The 17,756-nt window shown below is 35.2% G+C and carries 24 protein-coding genes and 1 pseudogene; 7 read left to right on the top strand and 18 right to left on the bottom strand.

Annotation, left to right across the window (positions count from 1 at the left end; genetic code table 11):
- Positions 1 to 47: 47 nt before the first annotated feature.
- The 7 genes and pseudogenes from Q5794_RS11710 to Q5794_RS11680 form a co-directional block, all read right to left on the bottom strand.
- Positions 48 to 513, bottom strand: a pseudogene (locus Q5794_RS11710) (DUF669 domain-containing protein).
- A 12-nt stretch (positions 514 to 525) separates the two neighbouring features.
- The gene (locus Q5794_RS11705) at positions 526 to 1,194 is read right to left on the bottom strand and encodes an AAA family ATPase (RefSeq protein ID WP_214987066.1); all 669 of its coding nucleotides are present in this window, start codon (positions 1,192 to 1,194) and stop codon (positions 526 to 528) included.
- Positions 1,195 to 1,196: 2 nt separating this feature from the next.
- Positions 1,197 to 1,748 (bottom strand): host-nuclease inhibitor Gam family protein, encoded by a 552-nt coding sequence (locus Q5794_RS11700; protein ID WP_214987067.1) that lies wholly within the window; start codon positions 1,746 to 1,748, stop codon positions 1,197 to 1,199.
- 94 nt (positions 1,749 to 1,842) lie between these two features.
- Positions 1,843 to 2,214 carry a hypothetical protein gene (locus tag Q5794_RS11695; protein WP_214987068.1) on the bottom strand — a complete coding sequence of 124 codons (372 nt, stop codon included), beginning with the start codon at positions 2,212 to 2,214 and terminating at the stop codon, positions 1,843 to 1,845.
- Positions 2,215 to 2,231: 17 nt separating this feature from the next.
- Positions 2,232 to 2,504 (bottom strand): DUF771 domain-containing protein, encoded by a 273-nt coding sequence (locus Q5794_RS11690; protein ID WP_374989117.1) that lies wholly within the window; start codon positions 2,502 to 2,504, stop codon positions 2,232 to 2,234.
- A 24-nt stretch (positions 2,505 to 2,528) separates the two neighbouring features.
- Positions 2,529 to 3,299 (bottom strand): phage regulatory protein/antirepressor Ant, encoded by a 771-nt coding sequence (locus Q5794_RS11685; RefSeq protein ID WP_214987070.1) that lies wholly within the window; start codon positions 3,297 to 3,299, stop codon positions 2,529 to 2,531.
- A 132-nt stretch (positions 3,300 to 3,431) separates the two neighbouring features.
- A complete protein-coding gene (locus tag Q5794_RS11680; protein WP_214987071.1) occupies positions 3,432 to 3,647 on the bottom strand; it encodes a helix-turn-helix transcriptional regulator in 216 nt (71 codons plus the stop codon).
- Positions 3,648 to 3,748: 101 nt separating this feature from the next.
- On the opposite strand from Q5794_RS11680, the gene Q5794_RS11675 reads away from it, so the two are divergent.
- The 4 genes from Q5794_RS11675 (at position 3,749) to Q5794_RS11660 (ending at position 6,672) form a co-directional block, all read left to right on the top strand.
- Positions 3,749 to 4,096, top strand: coding sequence for a helix-turn-helix domain-containing protein (locus Q5794_RS11675; RefSeq protein ID WP_214987072.1), 348 nt, complete (start codon positions 3,749 to 3,751; stop codon positions 4,094 to 4,096).
- Positions 4,096 to 5,139, top strand: a complete 1,044-nt coding sequence (locus Q5794_RS11670) for an ImmA/IrrE family metallo-endopeptidase (RefSeq protein WP_214987073.1) — start codon at positions 4,096 to 4,098, stop codon at positions 5,137 to 5,139. The genes Q5794_RS11675 and Q5794_RS11670 overlap by 1 nt, the downstream gene beginning before the upstream one ends.
- An 88-nt stretch (positions 5,140 to 5,227) precedes the next feature.
- Complete coding sequence (locus Q5794_RS11665; RefSeq protein ID WP_214987074.1) at positions 5,228 to 5,509, top strand: DUF1827 family protein; 282 nt, start codon at positions 5,228 to 5,230, stop codon at positions 5,507 to 5,509.
- A gap of 47 nt (positions 5,510 to 5,556) precedes the next feature.
- Positions 5,557 to 6,672 carry a tyrosine-type recombinase/integrase gene (locus Q5794_RS11660; RefSeq protein WP_374989116.1) on the top strand — a complete coding sequence of 372 codons (1,116 nt, stop codon included), beginning with the start codon at positions 5,557 to 5,559 and terminating at the stop codon, positions 6,670 to 6,672.
- Between the two features lie 57 nt (positions 6,673 to 6,729).
- Here the strand turns inward: Q5794_RS11660 and nadE are convergent, their stop codons facing one another.
- The 6 genes from nadE to Q5794_RS11630 all read right to left on the bottom strand — a co-directional run bounded on the left by nadE (position 6,730) and on the right by Q5794_RS11630 (position 11,802).
- On the bottom strand, positions 6,730 to 7,566 hold the full coding sequence (nadE, locus tag Q5794_RS11655) for an ammonia-dependent NAD(+) synthetase (protein WP_214987076.1): 837 nt from the start codon (positions 7,564 to 7,566) through the stop codon (positions 6,730 to 6,732).
- Positions 7,567 to 7,600: 34 nt separating this feature from the next.
- Positions 7,601 to 8,281 carry a nicotinate (nicotinamide) nucleotide adenylyltransferase gene (gene nadD / locus Q5794_RS11650; protein WP_192997349.1) on the bottom strand — a complete coding sequence of 227 codons (681 nt, stop codon included), beginning with the start codon at positions 8,279 to 8,281 and terminating at the stop codon, positions 7,601 to 7,603.
- A 15-nt stretch (positions 8,282 to 8,296) separates the two neighbouring features.
- Entirely contained in the window at positions 8,297 to 9,766 is a 1,470-nt protein-coding gene (locus Q5794_RS11645; protein ID WP_016763992.1) for a nicotinate phosphoribosyltransferase, read from the bottom strand.
- A gap of 23 nt (positions 9,767 to 9,789) precedes the next feature.
- Positions 9,790 to 10,338 (bottom strand): cysteine hydrolase family protein, encoded by a 549-nt coding sequence (locus Q5794_RS11640; protein ID WP_214987077.1) that lies wholly within the window; start codon positions 10,336 to 10,338, stop codon positions 9,790 to 9,792.
- Positions 10,339 to 10,409: 71 nt separating this feature from the next.
- The gene (locus tag Q5794_RS11635) at positions 10,410 to 11,186 is read right to left on the bottom strand and encodes an NUDIX domain-containing protein (protein ID WP_214987078.1); all 777 of its coding nucleotides are present in this window, start codon (positions 11,184 to 11,186) and stop codon (positions 10,410 to 10,412) included.
- Positions 11,187 to 11,406: 220 nt separating this feature from the next.
- On the bottom strand, positions 11,407 to 11,802 hold the full coding sequence (locus Q5794_RS11630; RefSeq protein WP_214987079.1) for a hypothetical protein: 396 nt from the start codon (positions 11,800 to 11,802) through the stop codon (positions 11,407 to 11,409).
- A gap of 331 nt (positions 11,803 to 12,133) precedes the next feature.
- On the opposite strand from Q5794_RS11630, the gene Q5794_RS11625 reads away from it, so the two are divergent.
- Entirely contained in the window at positions 12,134 to 13,222 is a 1,089-nt protein-coding gene (locus Q5794_RS11625; protein ID WP_214987080.1) for an FAD-dependent monooxygenase, read from the top strand.
- A gap of 104 nt (positions 13,223 to 13,326) precedes the next feature.
- Here the strand turns inward: Q5794_RS11625 and Q5794_RS11620 are convergent, their stop codons facing one another.
- Together Q5794_RS11620 and Q5794_RS11615 are read right to left on the bottom strand one after the other, a co-directional pair.
- Positions 13,327 to 13,662: a helix-turn-helix domain-containing protein gene (locus Q5794_RS11620; protein WP_057243725.1), complete on the bottom strand. Its 336-nt coding sequence runs from the start codon at positions 13,660 to 13,662 to the stop codon at positions 13,327 to 13,329.
- Positions 13,663 to 13,844: 182 nt separating this feature from the next.
- Positions 13,845 to 13,970: an anti-repressor SinI family protein gene (locus tag Q5794_RS11615; protein ID WP_214987081.1), complete on the bottom strand. Its 126-nt coding sequence runs from the start codon at positions 13,968 to 13,970 to the stop codon at positions 13,845 to 13,847.
- Between the two features lie 231 nt (positions 13,971 to 14,201).
- Between Q5794_RS11615 and Q5794_RS11610 the strand changes: the two genes are divergently transcribed.
- A complete protein-coding gene (locus tag Q5794_RS11610) occupies positions 14,202 to 15,755 on the top strand; it encodes an alpha/beta hydrolase (RefSeq protein ID WP_214987082.1) in 1,554 nt (517 codons plus the stop codon).
- A 15-nt stretch (positions 15,756 to 15,770) separates the two neighbouring features.
- Entirely contained in the window at positions 15,771 to 16,241 is a 471-nt protein-coding gene (locus Q5794_RS11605) for a DinB family protein (protein ID WP_374989115.1), read from the top strand.
- Between the two features lie 63 nt (positions 16,242 to 16,304).
- Here the strand turns inward: Q5794_RS11605 and Q5794_RS11600 are convergent, their stop codons facing one another.
- The 3 genes from Q5794_RS11600 to Q5794_RS11590 form a co-directional block, all read right to left on the bottom strand.
- Positions 16,305 to 16,502 carry a hypothetical protein gene (locus Q5794_RS11600; RefSeq protein ID WP_057236884.1) on the bottom strand — a complete coding sequence of 66 codons (198 nt, stop codon included), beginning with the start codon at positions 16,500 to 16,502 and terminating at the stop codon, positions 16,305 to 16,307.
- A gap of 115 nt (positions 16,503 to 16,617) precedes the next feature.
- A complete protein-coding gene (gene fosB, locus Q5794_RS11595) occupies positions 16,618 to 17,046 on the bottom strand; it encodes a metallothiol transferase FosB (RefSeq protein WP_057236887.1) in 429 nt (142 codons plus the stop codon).
- A gap of 67 nt (positions 17,047 to 17,113) precedes the next feature.
- Entirely contained in the window at positions 17,114 to 17,725 is a 612-nt protein-coding gene (locus tag Q5794_RS11590) for a LysE/ArgO family amino acid transporter (RefSeq protein WP_214987209.1), read from the bottom strand.
- Between the last annotated feature and the right edge of the window lie 31 nt (positions 17,726 to 17,756).

Here is a 17,756-nt window from a genome sequence, read left to right as displayed (position 1 = left end):
AGGGAGCTTATCGCCCCCTCCTAATCATTGAATCTATTTTTATATTTTTAGAATGGTACTTCTTCATCTGAAACTGTAATTGGACCCGGTGCTTTAGCTTCTGACTCTTTAAACCCATTCACTTGTGCGTATTTTTTTCCGTTATGTTCACGCTCTCCAACTACTAGGCGCAGAGGTTTATTTAAAAGCTCATCAGCCCATTCTTTATAGCTTTTGAATGACTTACCACTTGGGAAACCAGCTGCTTTTGAATGACTTACCACTTGGGAAACCAGCTGCTTTTGATGCTGCATGAAATCTCCACATTGCTTTTTCTGTTACTGTGAAGTTGTCATAAAGAATTTTTTGACCTTGGCATGGTTGATCTACATCACTACGAATTTCATAATCTACTACAACCTGATTGTTACCTGATTGAGCTGTTTTCAATTCATAATTAACCACTGTTACTTCATATTCTCCTGGCTTGATTGGTTCAAATCCTTTAGCTTGTTCGTGATCTACTGTAAACATTTAAAATTCCCCCTAGTTTTTTTGAATTAATTCATTTTGTAGACAACCTTTTCGGTCATCAAGCTGATTTTTTGCGTAAGTACTGTTACTGGCACTTAAAACAAATCCTCGTTCACCATCAGTATTAACAAGAATTCTGCCAACTACGTCACATAATCCAAGTACGTTATTCAGAATCTTTTTGTTAATTTGTGGATAACTTCGGTTATATTGCTGACCACTGCTATCCGTGTATAAATCATCTGTTTCCCAAGCAGTCCAGATAAGATTTGCTTCTAGATTCTTTAAATATCTTAAGCTATTAACGACTCTAAACTGCATATATTGATAGTCAACTTGTGACGGCACACCTTTGTTTTTACCTTTACTACCAAGATCTGAAAGTAAGCAACGTTCTAATTCACTGATGTTATCCACAACAATGTTGTTGTATTTATTTCTATAGTGCTTGTCTAAATCAAGGATAATTTTTTCCCACTCTTCCCAAGTATTCGTGTTACTTACATAAGCAATATCAATATCAGGTTGCCCTTTTAATACCTTTGTTGTTCTGTCCACATCAAGGACAAGGGTTTTGCCTGGAAAGAACTTAATAGACGATGTTTTCCCCATTCCAGGAGGTCCATAAATTAGGTACGTTGCTTGATTATTTTGTATTTCTGCAGCACTTGTTATCTGCATAATTACACCTCCACTTTGAAGCTCAAGCTTGCAGGTTCGATTTCTACGCCTTCCACAATTGTCCCATTTTCATCGATAACCACTGGCTGGCCATCCACTTCATGAATGTGAAGTACCTTCTTCAGGTCGCCCCATTTGACTTCTTCCTTGATAAATTCAGTCATGCCAGTTTCTTTCACATGCTGCAGGAGCTTGTCCTTGTCAACAGCTTTAGGTTGCTCTTTTGTAGCACGACTTTTTGATTTACCGTATGGTGTAGAAATGGTTTTAGCTTTTGGATTTCCTTCTAATTGCTTAGCATGATAAGCCGATACAAGACTTTCAAAGTAATTTTTATCACTGTGGAGAGCAATCAACTCTCGGTTTTCCCAATCGTTAATTCTTGCACGTTCCACATCAGCCAGTTGTTTTACATCTTTTTCTTTCGCTAATAACGCAGAAAGCTTACGGAAAACCCAGTTTAAACTTTCTATATCATTAACCTGAAAAGATTCTTTTTCAGATTCTTCAGTGTTTTCAACCTCTAAAATTTCCATTTGTTGAAGTTGGTTCATGTAAAGAACATCCCTTCTATATTGAATTTTCTCCCTAAGTATGGTAAAAATAAATTGTCATTGAAACGAGTCCACTCTGCTAAGTGGGCTTTTTTTATTGTTCACCTGCTATTTTTCTAATTGAATCTCTTCTTACATACTTTGCTATACAAATCGAATCATCATGAAGATGAACAGTACTCCAGTCAAGCATTCCCTGACCTTCCACAATGTTGTGATTGCAGCCGTCACATACAGATATAACTTCAGGCTCTTTCTCCTGCGGATCTGCAATACCATATCCATTTTTTAAAACCATCGGATTTTCAACTTCAGTCACTTTACCACCTCCTTTAAGGTAAAGGTTCCAGTATCGCTCATGCTGCTTTCTAGCGAATTCAGCGATTTTTGCACGCCCACCAAGAACCATATTCATTTCAACTTTTATAAAGAAATTAGAAAGCTCTAATGCGCCCATGTTATTCATATTGACTAACTCCCTCCTTACAATTCATCAAAATATTTATTTAAGAACTCTTTCATATCTTTAGCTTTGAATAACCATCTACCGTTCTTTTGCTTAGAGAAATTTCTGACTCTTGGATCGTATATCACATATTCCATCAGCCAATCATATGAACGACTTGTTTCATATTGAAGTCTTTTCATATCCCACCAAGTACCAATTCCCAAATCAATTAAGCGTTCATTTACTTGGCGTTCAACTTCTTTTTCCAAATAGCTGCTGTCGATAATAACTTGAACAGTTGGCTGCATTTATACCTTCTCCTTTTATCCAACTTATTGATTTCCACGTTCCATAATGGGTAAGATACCTTTTCGGCTTTTTAGTAATTCATAAATGAATAATCGCCCTTTTTGAGTCCAATAAGTATGCATCTTACTTTTCTCTGAATCAATTGTATGTGTCTTGCTTTGCGTATAACCTTTATCAGCGTACCGTTGATATAAAAGCCAGCAATCTCCTTGTCTAAATTGAACGCCTAATTCATGAAGAAGTTTATTAAAAGTTCTTGCACTCATTCCGTAATCTTTCGCTATTTTACTTACGGATAATAGTGACTTGTTTTGCAATACTAAATCATAATAAGTTGCTTTCGGCTGTAACTCATTGATAATTTGTTCTTTCTGAGCATTTTGAAGTTTCAATTGCTGTTTCTCTTTCTGTTCAATAATCCATCTTTCAGCACGCTGAATTGGATCATCAATTGTGTAAGATGACTGATTAAGATCGAAGAGCTGTTTTTCCATTTCTTCGAACTTCGTTACATAAGTAGCTGTAAAAATAATTCCTTTTTTACCAATTAATTTATTAGCTACCATGTCACAACCTTTACGCGTTAGTAGGTAACAAGGCTTTTCTCGATTTAACTTATCTTTATATGTGCTTTCTATAAAGAAATCACATGGGCGGAATTTTCCGCTCATTAAATGTTCGACATACACTCTAATTGTTTCAAGTAAATCTTTATGTCGCTTTCCAACCATATCAGCTACATCTCTGCTATCTGTTAAAAGTTGACCGTTAATGTTTAAAATTTGCAATTCCATTTCTAGCACCCCACTTGTCATTTTGATAATTTAATTATCAAACGGTGCAAAAAAAGAGATAAACTTATTGACGATAATATTTTTATCTAATATAATGAGTAATAGATAATTTAATTATCTCTTTAGACAAACTTAATAGACGAATTTTTCAAAGTAATCCGGAAACAGTTTTTCTACAGGTTCATTGAAGTAAGCTGATAGTTGAAACATCAAATCTCTGCCAGGAGTAAATGTACCATTTTCTATCATTCGTAAGTAAACTGTAGAAATGTTATTATCTTCAGCAACCTTTTTTTGAGTGCCTTTATTCTTACGACACTCTGAAAGAAAAGATCGTTTAGTAGCCATTTATTGAACACCTCCTTACTGTACTTCCGATTATATTTGATAATTTAATTATCGTCAAGCAGTTTTGATAAAAATTTTATCAATGTTTTGGAGGAGAATTTATGAAAATAGGTAAAACCCTTACTACTCTAAGAAAAAAGAGAGGAATCACCCAAGATCAAATAGCTGATATTTTAGATATAAAAAGAGCCAGATATAATTCATGGGAAAACGACATTGCGAAACCAGGTCTAGAAATGTTAGATAAGATTGCAGATTTCTACGGAGTAAATACCGATTATATTCTTGGACGTGATGTTAATAGTAATAATGATCAATTATCAGATATTGACGAAGAAGTTCGTGTCTTAGCACGAGATATACAAGATCTTGATTCAGGAGATAAAGACTTACTTAAAGATTTAATTCATACAATGCGTCAACGTGGAAAAAAGGCGTTAGATGAGTAATGAGGTTTCCTGTAAGAGCAAGATATGACCAAGCAATGACTAATGTTAATAAATTTTTCGTTAATGAGAATATTACTGATTTTCCTGTAAATCCTTTCGAGGTTATAAAAAATAATAAATGGGGACTAATTACATATTCTGAACTTGCAGAGATACATCAAACGGATATTTCTAATATAGTCAGTGCTTATCAAAGTGAAGATGGCTATACCATGTATGATGGTGAAAATTATACCATTGCTTATAATGATACTATAGCCAGCCCTGGAAGAATTCGTTTTACTTTAATGCATGAAATAGGTCATATATATATGAACCACCTTATAGATTTTGAAGCAACAGTACTATTTAAAAGCACACTTACCCACACCGAATATAAAATATTAGAAAATGAAGTAAATGCTTTTGCGAGAAATGTTCTTGCTCCAGCTATTATTGTTCGCAACTTACAGTTGAGAAAAAAAAATCAATTAATAAGTTACTTTAAAATTTCTCGAGCTGCTGCAAAAGTTAGATTAGAAACCTTAGAATTAGATTTGCAATATTTATTCACTCCATTTATAAGAGTTCAATTAAAATATTTTAAAAACTTCATTCATAATAAAATCAATTCCAACCAATGTCTTAATTGTAACCATTCTTTTGTTTATGAAAATGCTATTTTTTGTCCCGTTTGTGGACAAGGTCAATTAATTAAAGGAGAAGGAGACAATAAAATCATATATTCAGGATACGATCTTGACGAAAATGGTCGTGCAAAGATTTGCCCAAGATGTGAGAATGAACAACTAGAAAATGGAGATTACTGTAAAGTTTGTGGTGTATACACTATAAACAAATGTGGTAATTATGAATGGTTTAACAATGCAGTCTCATGGGAATGCGGAACTATCCTAGATGGCAATGCACGTTTTTGTACAACATGTGGGCACAAAAGCACTTTTTTTGAAAATGGTTTATTGGACTCTTGGGATGTAGAAAAAAGAGAACGGGAAGAGGAAGAACATTATAGACTTATGGCTAATAATGGTGTGCCTTTTTAATTTTTATATTATATTAAATTACTAGAAATAAACAAATTCTTTTTATACATATCAAATCGAATTCCTATTACAACTAGAGGTGACTTACTTGAAATTTAAAGACGTTACAACAGAAAGAACAATAGTATTTTCTATGTTAAAAAATCAAAGTAGCAAAAATAAAATAGTGAAAATTTTTAGTAATGGTGCTACGAAAATAATTTATAGGAACAATGGGATAAATGAACATGTTAGCCTTTCAAATCTTAAAAGGGGCGTTAAGAAGCGTGAAATAGATTATGCTATAAAGAACATCCTAAAGACCAATCCTAAATCAACAAAAATTTCTCTTAAGTCTAACGGAGTTGTTAATATTTCTAAAAATATTTAAATAAATTCAGTAATCTCTAAAAAACATTCATAAAAAGAGGTGATTGAATGGCTAGTTTCAGAAAGAGAAGCAATAAATGGGAGTACCGTATTAAATACACGGACCCAGCAACCAAAAAGAAGAAGGAAAAAACAAAAGGCGGTTTCAAAACAAAAAAAGAAGCTCAACTTGCTGCTGCAGATGTTGAAAGCAAATTGTTTTTTGGTGGACATACTCTTATAACCGGGCAAAAGCTCTTAATAAAAGACTGGCTTTCAGAATGGCTAAGTGTATACGGTAATAAATGCAGTGCTAGAACGTTAGAAAATAGAGAAACTCATATAAATAAACACCTAGTTCCTAATCTAGGATATTACAAATTAAGCGAACTATCACGACTGGACTACCAGAAGTTTATCAATGAATTAGCAAAAAAATATTCAAAAGAGTCTGTGAGAAATATTCATACCACATTCAATTCAGCAATTAATAAAGCTGTTGAGCTAGAAATGATTACGCATAATAAATATCGAAATATTTCTATTCAAAAAGCAAATGATATTGCTCATACAAAAACAAATTATTTAACAAAAGAACAAGTTAAGGTCTTTATGGATAAGGCAAAAAAAGCTAAAATCCATCATTACATTGTTGCAAGCCTTTTATTACGTACTGGGATGCGTAAAGGTGAAATGATCGCTTTAACATGGAATGATATTAATTTTGAGCATAAAACAATTAGTATTACTAAAACACGAGATGATTTTGGAGAGAGACCACCTAAAACAAAAAAAAGCATTCGCACTATTAGTATTGATGATACATTAATTGCTGATTTAAAAAGGTATCGTACTTGGCAGAAAGAATATAGGCTAAAGAAAGGACCTAATTATAAAGAGAAAAAATACCTATTAGTAGGCTTATATGGCGAGGAACTTACTAGTAGTACAGTAAATAAAATTATAACTTCGATAGCTAAAAAAAGTAATCTACACCATATCTCCCCTCATGGTCTCCGCCATACACATGCAATCATGTTACTGGAAAGTGGTGCAGATATAAAATTTGTCAGTGACAGATTAGGACATACCACAGTGAAAATGACTGCTGATGTCTATATTCATATTACAAAAAAATATGAACAAGAAAACATTCTAAAATTAGAAAGTTACTTAAATAATTAAATTAGGTGGGCAAAAGGTGAGCAGTTCACCCACCAATAGCTTGCAAAATCTTTAATATCAAAGATTTTTTTCTTGCTTCCACCACTCATCAAACATGCTAGCTGGTAACTGACGCTTATGTTCAGTAATACGATAGCGCTGTTCAATTTTTTCAGCGGCTTCTTGTGATACTTCTTTTCCTTCCAAATAATCGTCTAGTTCATCATAAGAAATTCCTAGTTCCGTTTCATCAGATTGACCAGGACTATTATCTAACAAGTCAGCTGTGGGTACTTTTTCATACAATCGTTTATCTGCACCTAATTCTTTTAGCAATGCTTTTCCTTGACGTTTTGTTAGTCCCGTTAGAGGCAGCAGGTCTGCTCCGCCATCTCCGTATTTCGTAAAAAAGCCTGTTACTGCTTCTGCTGCATGATCGGTTCCGATAACTAAAAGGCCGTTTTCTCCTCCGATTGCATACTGTACAATCATACGCGTACGTGCTTTGACATTTCCTTTATGAAAATCAGACAGCGCTATATCTGTCGCACCTGTAAACGAACTTTCAAATGCTTCCACCGTGTTTTTAATATTAAACGTATATGTTTCATTAGGTTTAATAAATTCTAGTGACGCCTTCGCATCCGCTTCATCATGCTGTGTGCCATGAGGCAAGCGAACGGCTACAAATTTTGCTTCATATTCTTCTTTTCGCAATTCGTCTACAGCAATCTGCGCTAATCGTCCAGCTAAGCTAGAGTCCTGCCCTCCGCTTATACCTAATACAAAGCCTTTTGCATTTGCTGACTTTAGGTAGGTTTTGAGAAAATCAACGCGGGCACGAATTTCTTGTGCTGGATCAATTTCAGATTTCACATGTAGCTCTTTTCTTATTTTTTCTTGCATGTCTGACATGATACATGCTCTCCTTCCATTATATGTAGATTTCTTACTGATACAGTCCATGTTTTTTACTATAAAAATAACAGAGATCAGGCATTAAATATCTTGGTTCTCCGCCCCGGGCAAATTCTTGACGGATATAAGTAGAGCTGATTTCCATGGCTAACCCTTTATCAAGAAGCTGAAACCGGCCGTCGTCATAATTTCGAAGCAAAGGAGAATGACTAATAGCTTTCAACATGTCTATTCCCTCTCTTGCCATGATGATAAACTGGTTTTTACTAATAAGTTCATCTGCTTTCTTCCACTTGCCTTCACCAATATCTTGCAGTAAGTCCGCTCCCATAATAAAAAATAAGTCAGCGTATGGAAGCAATTTTTTAAAGTGCTCCATAGTGTAGTATGTGTAATGATAGCCTGGCAATACGTCTAGCTCATACGTATCGAGCAAAAATTTTGGGTTGTCTTTAATCGCTAAGCTAACCATATTTACACGGTGCTCATCCGACGTCTGGAGCTTTTTATCTGTTCGTTTGTGCGATGAAGGCAAAAAGATAATAGCATCTAACTTCTTTCGATGCGCAACCGTTGATGCCGTCCAAAGATGAACATTGGTAACCGGATCAAAAGAAGAACCATAAATACCAATTTTCGCTCCTTTTTCTAAAAGCTTATCTATTTTTTTATCAGGATTTAGCTGTTGAAAATAAGCAAGCGTATCTGACATGTCTCCAGCTCCCTACTATTTTTTATTTAGGGCTTCCGCTACTTTTTGTTTTACGTACGCAATTTGACGCGTTTTATTTTCCCAACATTTTTCGCTTAAATCTACTGGATATTCTTCAGGATTGCGCGTGCGCTTATATTCATCCCAAAGCAGCTCTAAATTATCTTTTACGTACTGCTGAATTTCCTGAAGTTCTTCTGTTTCATACACAAGCTCTCCGTTTACAAAGATATCATGATGGAGTTCTTTTGCTTCAAAATTTGTGACGAATTTACTGATAAACGTATGAACAGGATGGAACATTTTTAAACGTTCTTCGCTTTGAGGATCTTCGTCTTCCATCGTGATATAATCCCCTTCAGATTTCCCATTCAAATTATTAATAATACGATATACGCGCTTTAGCCCTGGTGTACTCACTTTTTCAGGATTTGCGCTAATTTTAATCGTATCCATCATCTCGCCATTTTCTCCTTCAATAGAAACGAGTTTATACACTGCTCCAAGCGCCGGCTGATCATATGCAGTAATGAGCTTAGTACCAATTCCCCACATGTCTATTTGTGCCCCTTGCGACTTTAAATGCATAATCGTATCTTCATCTAAATCGTTGGAAGCAACAATTTTTGTCTCTGTAAACCCTGCTTCATCTAACATTTGACGAGCTTTTTTAGACAAATATGTTAAATCGCCGCTGTCTAAACGAATCGCTGTAAAATTAATTTTATCGCCCAATTCTTTTGCTACTTTAATGGCGTTGGGAACTCCTGATTTTAACGTATCGTACGTATCAACTAGAAACACGCAGTTTTTATGACGACGAGCATATTTATGAAATGCAATATATTCGTCTTTATAAGCCTGCACCATGGCATGAGCATGCGTTCCTGCAACTGGAATTCCAAATTTCTTTCCTGCTCGCACGTTAGAAGTAGCACCAAATCCGCCAATATAGGCTGCTCTTGTTCCCCAAATAGCAGCGTCCATTTCTTGAGCGCGGCGTGTTCCAAATTCCATTGCCACTTGATCTCCTACTACATGTTTGATTCGAGCTGCTTTCGTCGCAATCAGCGTTTGGTAATTCACAATATTTAAAATCGCTGTTTCTACAAGCTGAGCTTCAATTAATGGTGCTTCTACACGTAAAATTGGTTCATTATGAAACACAAGCTCACCTTCACGCATACATCGAATCGTTCCAGTAAAGGTGAGGTCTTTTAAGTAAGCTAAATAATCTTCTTTAAAACCTAATTCTTCGTGCAAGTAGGTTAAATCTGATTCGCTAAATTTAAATGCTTTAATATATTCAATAATTCTTTCTAATCCAGCAAAAACAGCATAGCCATTCCCAAAAGGAAGTTTGCGGAAGAAAACTTCAAAAACAGCCTTCTTTTGATGAATATTATCTTCCCAGTACGTTTCTCCCATATTAATTTGATATAAATCAGTGTGTAGCATTACGCTGTCATCTGTAAACATATTCATTGATTTCCTCCACTTTTATGTCCTTAAATAATTTTTGCTCCGAGGCAAGATTTAAAATGTTCAAGCGCCCACTCATGACCTTTTTGATTAAAGCTTGCTACGGCTTTTTCATAAATATAAATAGCAAATCCTTTATTATAGGCATCTACTGCTGTATGAAGTACACAAATATCCGTACATACACCTGCTAAGTAGACATCGGTAATTTGTCTTTCTCTCAGTTTAATCTCCAGATCCGTTCCAGCAAATGCGCTGTATCTCGTTTTATTCATCCATTCTACATTTGGCTTTGATTGATACACATTATATAAATCATTTACCTTTCCGTATAGCTCTCTTCCTGCAGAACCTTCAACATTATGAGGCGGAAACAGCGCTGATTCTGGATGCAAGGAATCATTTTCTTGATGAAAATCAATGGCGAACACCACATACTCGTTTTGCTCAATAAATTGACGCGTAATATCGCTTATGGATGTTTCAATGTGTCTCCCTGGTTCTCCGCATGTCAAAGCTCCGTTTTCAGCTACAAAATCATTTGTATAATCGATGTTAATCAGTGCTTTTTTCATTATGTTTCCCCCTCATAAGTAAAAATTAACAGTTAACATATTGTTAATTATTTGAATTGAAAGTTTTTCTTTTAATAGCGTGCTGTATAGATTGGCTTCATCACATTCATTTCAACAAACCGGTAGAGCTTTGTTGGTTTTTTAGACGTTCTCGTCGTTGTTTTTCCATCTACTTCTTCAATAAATGGCAGCATTCTTATTTTTCGTGCAAAGGCCTGATCACTTTTAATCGCTGCATCATCCGTTACGGTAAGCAGCACAGCCTGCAGCTCAGAGTATGTAAACTGAGAAGGCAGAAACTTCTGGGCAATGGTCGTTTGCAATAAATCTTTCTTAATTTCCTTGATTGCATCTCGAATGATGATTTCATGATCAAAAGCTAAAGGCAATGAAAAGATTTCATCTATTTTAAATAATTCAACTCGAGCAGCATCATCATTCGCTTTTCGCTTTATTAGACTATCTTCTGGGACGATTGCATAATGTGCGTTTGTAATGACCCATCCTCTATCGTCCCTGCCAGGCTCATCATAGACACCATAGTGTTTTAAATGAATATCTTTTACGCCCGTTTCTTCTTCGAGCTCTCTTTTGGCCGCTTTAAAAGCTGATTCATCAGGATGGACAAATCCGCCGGGAAGCGCCCACTTTCCTGCTTCGCTGTTCTTTTCTCCCTCTGCATTCACCATTGCTCGTTGGATAAGCATTAATTTCAAACTCATTTTAGGTGGTTTGTATGGTTCTTTTTCTTCCGTTACAATCGTAAATACAGCAATATCTGACGTATAGCCATAGGGTTTAGGATATTCTTTTTTCGTTTGATTCGTCATTGCTTTTTTGTTCGACATTCATCATTTCTCCTGATCACTCTTTTTACAATTAACAATATGATTAATGTTAATTATATTTGTTTTATGGAAAATGTCAATACTTTTCCCACTAATTATAAAGAGAAGGTAATTTATGTTGTAAATAACGTTAGGTTTCGTATTTTTTAGATTTTATATGCATAAAAAGCTGAGTGAAGAAGTTCTAATTCGCCTCCCCCTCAGCTTTTTTTCCTTTTAATTAACGTGCTGCTAAACCAATCATCATGTTACCGTCTTTAAAATACTCAATTACATAGTCAACAGACGGACAGTAAATAAATGCTTCTTCTGTAAGATTAGCTGTCTGTTGAAAAAACAGTAAAGCCTGAGCTAAATCGACGCTTACAGCTTTAGTTGCTCGTTTCCAAAATAAAACAACCTGATATTCTTTTATATTCATCTCTTGAAGCCATTTTTTAATTTCTTCAATATGGCGGGTGGACTTTTTAATTAATACTTTTCTCCAATTAATTTGCATGATTGTTAAAAAAGGAAAGGTGTTTGAAAGTTTTTCGAAGTAAATGCTTGTCTGTCTTTTTGTTAGTAAATCTGCACTGTTACCCAATGTTTGAATATAATGTTCTATTTTTTTCATAATCATCCTCCAGTCGAAATTGGAGTTTGCTAGAATTTTCAGAGACGCTCTCTACTCTTCTTGCTAAAAATCCTGCAGCTTTCCAACCGTGCTTTTTCTCAACAACTTTGAAGTGTCACCTTTTTATACAAATTATTCAAAATAATTTGTGTATTTTAGTTTACCATAAAACTTAATCTTTGACTTTGATTATGTAAAACCTTATTTGTGTTTTGTCCAAAGAGCGAAGTTCATAGAAGAAAAGCTATAAAGAAGTTGACATTAACATTTATAAAAGTTAATATACTTACTAAAAGTAACTTAATTGCATATAACAAACAAGGTGAAGAAAATGAACTATCAAACAGATGTGTGTATAATAGGAGCCGGACCAGGCGGTGCTCTACTAGCCTATCTACTGGCTAAACAAAATATATCAACTATACTGATAGAGAGATCTGATAAGCTTGGAAAAGAATTTCGAGGCGAACATTTAAATGAAGATGGAGAAATGATTCTTAAGAAACATCATATATTTGAAGAAATTGAAAGCTTAGGCCTCCTTCGAATGTCTAGGGTCGAATACTGGAAGGATGGACATGTATTCAAAACGATAGAATCTGAACTTGGACATGCAGGAATTCATGTTCCACAGCAGCATCTCCTTCAGTCTATAAATAGCCAAGCAAGCATCCATCCCTCCTACAAGCTTATGCTGGGCACAAAAGTAACGGAGCTAATGCAGAATGAAAAAGGACACTATACTGGAATAAAAGCTCAGCAAAAAGGCCGGGGTGAAATAATAGTTGAAAGTAAAATCATTATTGGAGCAGATGGTCGATATTCAACTGTTCGCAAACTTGCGCACATAAAAAACAATATTCATAATCATGGATACGATTTGCTTTGGGCAAAAATTCCCGCACCTGCCAATTGGGAGCCTTCTATTAAATTTGCACTTGTGAAGCAGCAGCAGGTGGCGCTTTTTTCTCAAGCAAAAGGCTTTGTTCAAATCGGATGGAATATTGAAAAAGGCAGCTATCCTGCTCTTCGAAAACAATCGTTTAGACCGTTTATTCAGCGTTTAATAGACGCTTTCCCTAGCTTAAACCTTTCAATAGAAAGGTTTATTACGTCGTGGTCAGACTTTACGCTTCTTTCTGTGCAAAGCAGCATAAGCGAAGTATGGTTAAAGCATCACCTGTTATTATTAGGGGATGCTGCTCATACGATGACTCCTACTGGCGCTTTTGGATTAAACGAGTCATTAAAAGATGCTGACTTACTGTCTGACTTACTGCATCAAGTTTTTTATCAAAACAAAGAAATTTCAAAAACATTGAGACAGTTTGAACAGAAAAGAAAGCCTAAATTAATAACTCTTGAACGTATTCAGTTTCAGCGAGAAAAAGAATTCCCGTCCCATTTTATTTCTTCTTAAGCCTAAAAAAAGAGATTCCATAGATAAATGGAATCTCTTTTTTGTAATCATGATTTTTTAGCAGTTGTTCTATGTAAGTTCTCTTTTATGTATATTCCGCGAAGTTACTCTTGCTTTGCCCGCTGCCATTTTTGAAATTCAAGAAATTGTTTAAACTGCTCTTTGCTTATTCCTGACTCCGCTGCTTCTTTTGCTAACTCAAGCCACTCATCATCAATATCCAACGATTCAGATTTATCCATAGGCTCATGAATCAATCTATCAATACTCACGTTCAATGAAGTAGAAATTTTGTTTAGAAATTGAATAGATGGGTTGAGCTGAATTCCTCTTTCTACTGAAGATATGTACGATTTAGCAACACCCGCTCGGTTTGCAAGTTCTGTTAGCGATATTCCCTGTTTCATTCTAAGATCTCGAATACGTTGGCCAATTGTCATTTTAATCACCCTTACTAATGCTTACTTATCGATAATAATACCATAATTTCACTTTACCGTGCATTATAAATAAACGTTCTTACTGTAAAGGGATGATTATACTTCTAGTGGACATAGCTTGAGACTTGCTATAAAGGTTATCTATGCTTAGAGAATTCTTTATTTCCTTACTAGTGTATTGGCTAAGAATTTGAGCTAATACTTTGTAAAAATTGTCTAACTTCCTCGATGCTTATACCTGTTTGTTTTGCTTCCATTATAAGTATAACCCATTCTAAGTCTAACGCATTTTCGTCTTTAAAATTCATAATTCTCCTCCTTTCTTCTTTTTTCGAAATTGATAACGTTTTCTTTTTGCTGTTTTCGGGCATTCTCCCTTATTTCTCACTATGGTTTTACAGTATAATGGATATTACTAGAACATTAGACATTTTTTAATTACTAAAAAGCACCTATTTTTTGAAATTTTTGTCTATTCTTATCATAATAATTTTACCGTTACACAAACGCTCCAGTTAGACACTAGGAGGATTGTTTTTATGCCTTTTCTGCATACGGCGACAGAAAAAATTTACTATGAAGTTCATTCGCCCGTATTCACTGACAAGACAGAAATCATTGTGATGGTTCATTCTGTTATCACTGATCATACGCTTTTTGATTCTATTACTGCAGAATTAACCCAACATTATTCTGTTATTCAATACGATTTGAGAGAGACAGGAAATAGCGCCTCCGCTACAGGAGAGATATCGTTTGAGGCTCATATTGAAGATCTTTTCCACTTATTACATACGTTACATATAAAAAAATGTTACTTAGTTGGAGTGGGATTTGGAGGACAAATCGCTGTTAAATTTGCTGCTCGCTATGAATTTCTTATTGAAGGACTGATACTATTGTCTCTTCCTTTTTATTCAGATAGCACCCTTCAAAAGATTAAGAGATGTTACAACGAAGAAAGTAAAAAGCAAATACCGGTAGATAAAATTTTCGAATTAGGCAAACTAGAGAGTCTGGAACCTACAAACATACAACAGGTAATTGAAAGACTAAAAAAAATGGATCCCGGTGTATATTTCCGCTTTCTTAAACTATCTATTACAGACAATCTATTTAAAGAGTTGACTAGCATTTCACTTCCTGTACTCACTTTGTCTGGCCAACATGATTTTCTGTTCTCATCTCAGTATCTGATTTCAAAGACGATGTTTTTAAAAAACTACAGTCATATGACCATACCTAACGCACATTCTTTATTTTTAGTAAAAGAAAAAACAGCTTTACTCAAAGAAATTGCCGTAGATTTTATTAAAAGTAACAAAACTCAGCCGTCTTCTTTAAGAAATGACTCTATGAAAATACTTAAAAACTGGGAAAGTGATACGGCTATAGACATACAAAAAGACTTCCATGCCCACACACCCTCTCTTAAAGTAGATTTCTTATACTCTTTTTCCGTTTATGTAAATGGCCAGCTTATTACAGAGGGCTGGAATAAGCGCTTTGCTCAAGAAATTTTACTATATCTTATTTTTCGTCATTCTATCAGCAGAGAACAGTTATGCGAAGCGCTGTGGCCTGACATACCTTTAAGCAATGCCAAAAAGAATTTACGCGTCTACTTGTCTCATTTAAAAAAGTTATTGAACGCAGAAAAGGAAGAGCCAGTTTTACTTGTTAACAGGCAGCTCATTTCTTTAAACGCAGATGTCTCAAGCGATGGATTAGACTTACTAACTGACCTCCAGTGGATTACCGAACAGTCTGACCCGGCGTTGAAATTCAAGGAAGCTGAACAGCGACTGCACCAATTAGTTCCTCATTATTTAACAACAATTTATGACGATTGGTTCCTTGATATCCGAGTAAAAATAGAGATTATTCTTCTTGACTTATTAATCTGGATGAAAGAATGGCTTTGTGAGAATGGAAAAATTTCAAAAGCCGTATTTTTACTCATTAAATTTATTGATTTAGTAGAAGAAAAGGAATTCATTTATGATGAAATTGTCGATTGCTATATCAAGCTCGATAACACTGAAAAATCAGAGTACTGGCTCGATCAAAAAATGCGGTATTTATTTGAATAAAAAGGATGTGAATACATGAATTCGTACTGTGAGATGGTGTTTAATCAAATAAACGTTAATATCCATTCCCTAACCGCAATCATTAATGACGTTACAGAAGAAGAGCTTGCTTATCGTCCCCTCCCTCACAAGCGGTCTATTCAAGAGCTGCTGCAGCATTTATGTCTCATTTGCAGTGCAGACTATTATATTTCCTTGGGCTACTCAGCAGATAAAATGAATGACTTTTATCTGCAGCATCCAGCTTATACAAAGCTTGAACTCAAAGCAGCTTTAGTAGAGGGCTTCAATCAGCTAAAAGCAGTTTACTCTTCTTTTGACGAACGAAAGCTATTTTCACTGCAGACATCCTATTGGGGATGCACGTATACACATTTTGAGTGGCTGCTTGAAATTCAGTCTCATTTGTACCATCACCGTGCAGAACTGTACACTCTTCTAACCTGTTACCGCAGGAACGGATTGGATGTAGTGCTTTTTGAGTGATATAATCAGAAACAGAAAAAAGCAGTGAAGCTATAGCTTCACTACTTTTTCTTACTCTCTATATTAAATAACCTTTATTTTTGTTTTAATTGTATAATATGTATCTGCTATTAGTCCTACTGCAAGTCCGCTAATCATACCATACGGTAATACACCTGGTACATTTTGATAAAAAGTGCCGATTAACATTGCAGCTAGGATGCCGAAAAGTACGCCTATCACAATATGCGAACCAAACTTCACCTGTTTTACGGTATACATTCTTCCTCCTCCTCACTTTTTTTCCATTATATCACAACAGCATCGTTTATTTAATGATAACTGAGCGAGGAATGCGAATGTAATAAAACTGTAACCTTATATAACTATTTTAATACTACTCTTTTAGCGAATAAAATGTCATATGAGGCTTTTCTTCTTGGTAATACGCTAAACGGTCTTGGAGCGTACCGGTGTGAAATTCAAATTTATGACCGTCCGGATCCGTAAAATAAATGGACTTTTTGTCTCTCTCGTCACGATTTCTTCCAGGTAAGATGGTTACATTATGCTGTTTTAACAGCTCTCTTGCTTCGTCAAAGTTTTCAATAGAAATAGAAAACGCTAAATGAGTATACGAATACTGAATGTCTGATCTAGGAATATTTTTTTCTTCGTTTAACGCCAGCCACAATCCATTCAGACTAAAGTAAGCGGTGGATTTTCCTTTCACTAAAAGTTCTGCTCCTAGCACTTTCTGATAAAATGTGATGGATTGTTCTAAATTTGACACAGAAAAGCACATATGATTAATTCCTTGAATCATCTTTTACCCTCGCTTTCTAGAAAAAATCACTTCTTTCTATTACATAACTTTCCTTTTATCATCTATTTTACTGAAAAAAGATACTTTTTGCCATGTAAAGAGCTACTCCCCAAATCATACATGCAGAAGCCTTATTGACCCAAATCATTATTTTTCCATTTGAATCCATTTTTCCTACTGCTTTTCCTGCAAAAGCTAAGGATAAAAACCATATCCATGAAACGCATATCGTAACCAGCGTAAAAACCCACTTTTCTTTTCCGCTGTACAGTAGAGAATTTGTTCCGATTACGCCCATAATATCCATCAGCGCGTGAGGATTTAGCAGAGATACAGAAGCAGCAAATAAAATTTGTGCTTTTACCGTCATCCCTTCCTTTAATGACGTTTTTGAAGGTTCGCTCTTCCACGTCACAAAGCCCATATACGCTAAAAAAAGAAGACCTATTCCAAAAATAAGCGTTTGAAAAAATGAAAAAGCAGCGGCTACTGCTGAAACTCCCAGCACTGCTACTAGAATTAAAATCGTATCACAAACAGAAGCCGTTACCACTACGGGAAGCGCCTGTTTGACCGTTCGTTGATTTGCTCCTTGATTAAAAACAAACACATTTTGTACCCCTAAAGGTAAAATCAAACCGAATGCTAACAATAAAGCATGCATAACCACTGTAAACATGTTGCTCTCTCCTTTCTCTTTCATCATACAA

Origin of the sequence: Priestia megaterium, from assembly GCF_041941685.1 — a bacterium.
In the GTDB taxonomy this organism is placed as follows: Bacteria; Bacillota; Bacilli; order Bacillales; family Bacillaceae_H; genus Priestia; species Priestia megaterium_C.
This window is presented reverse-complemented; position numbering and strand designations above follow the sequence as displayed.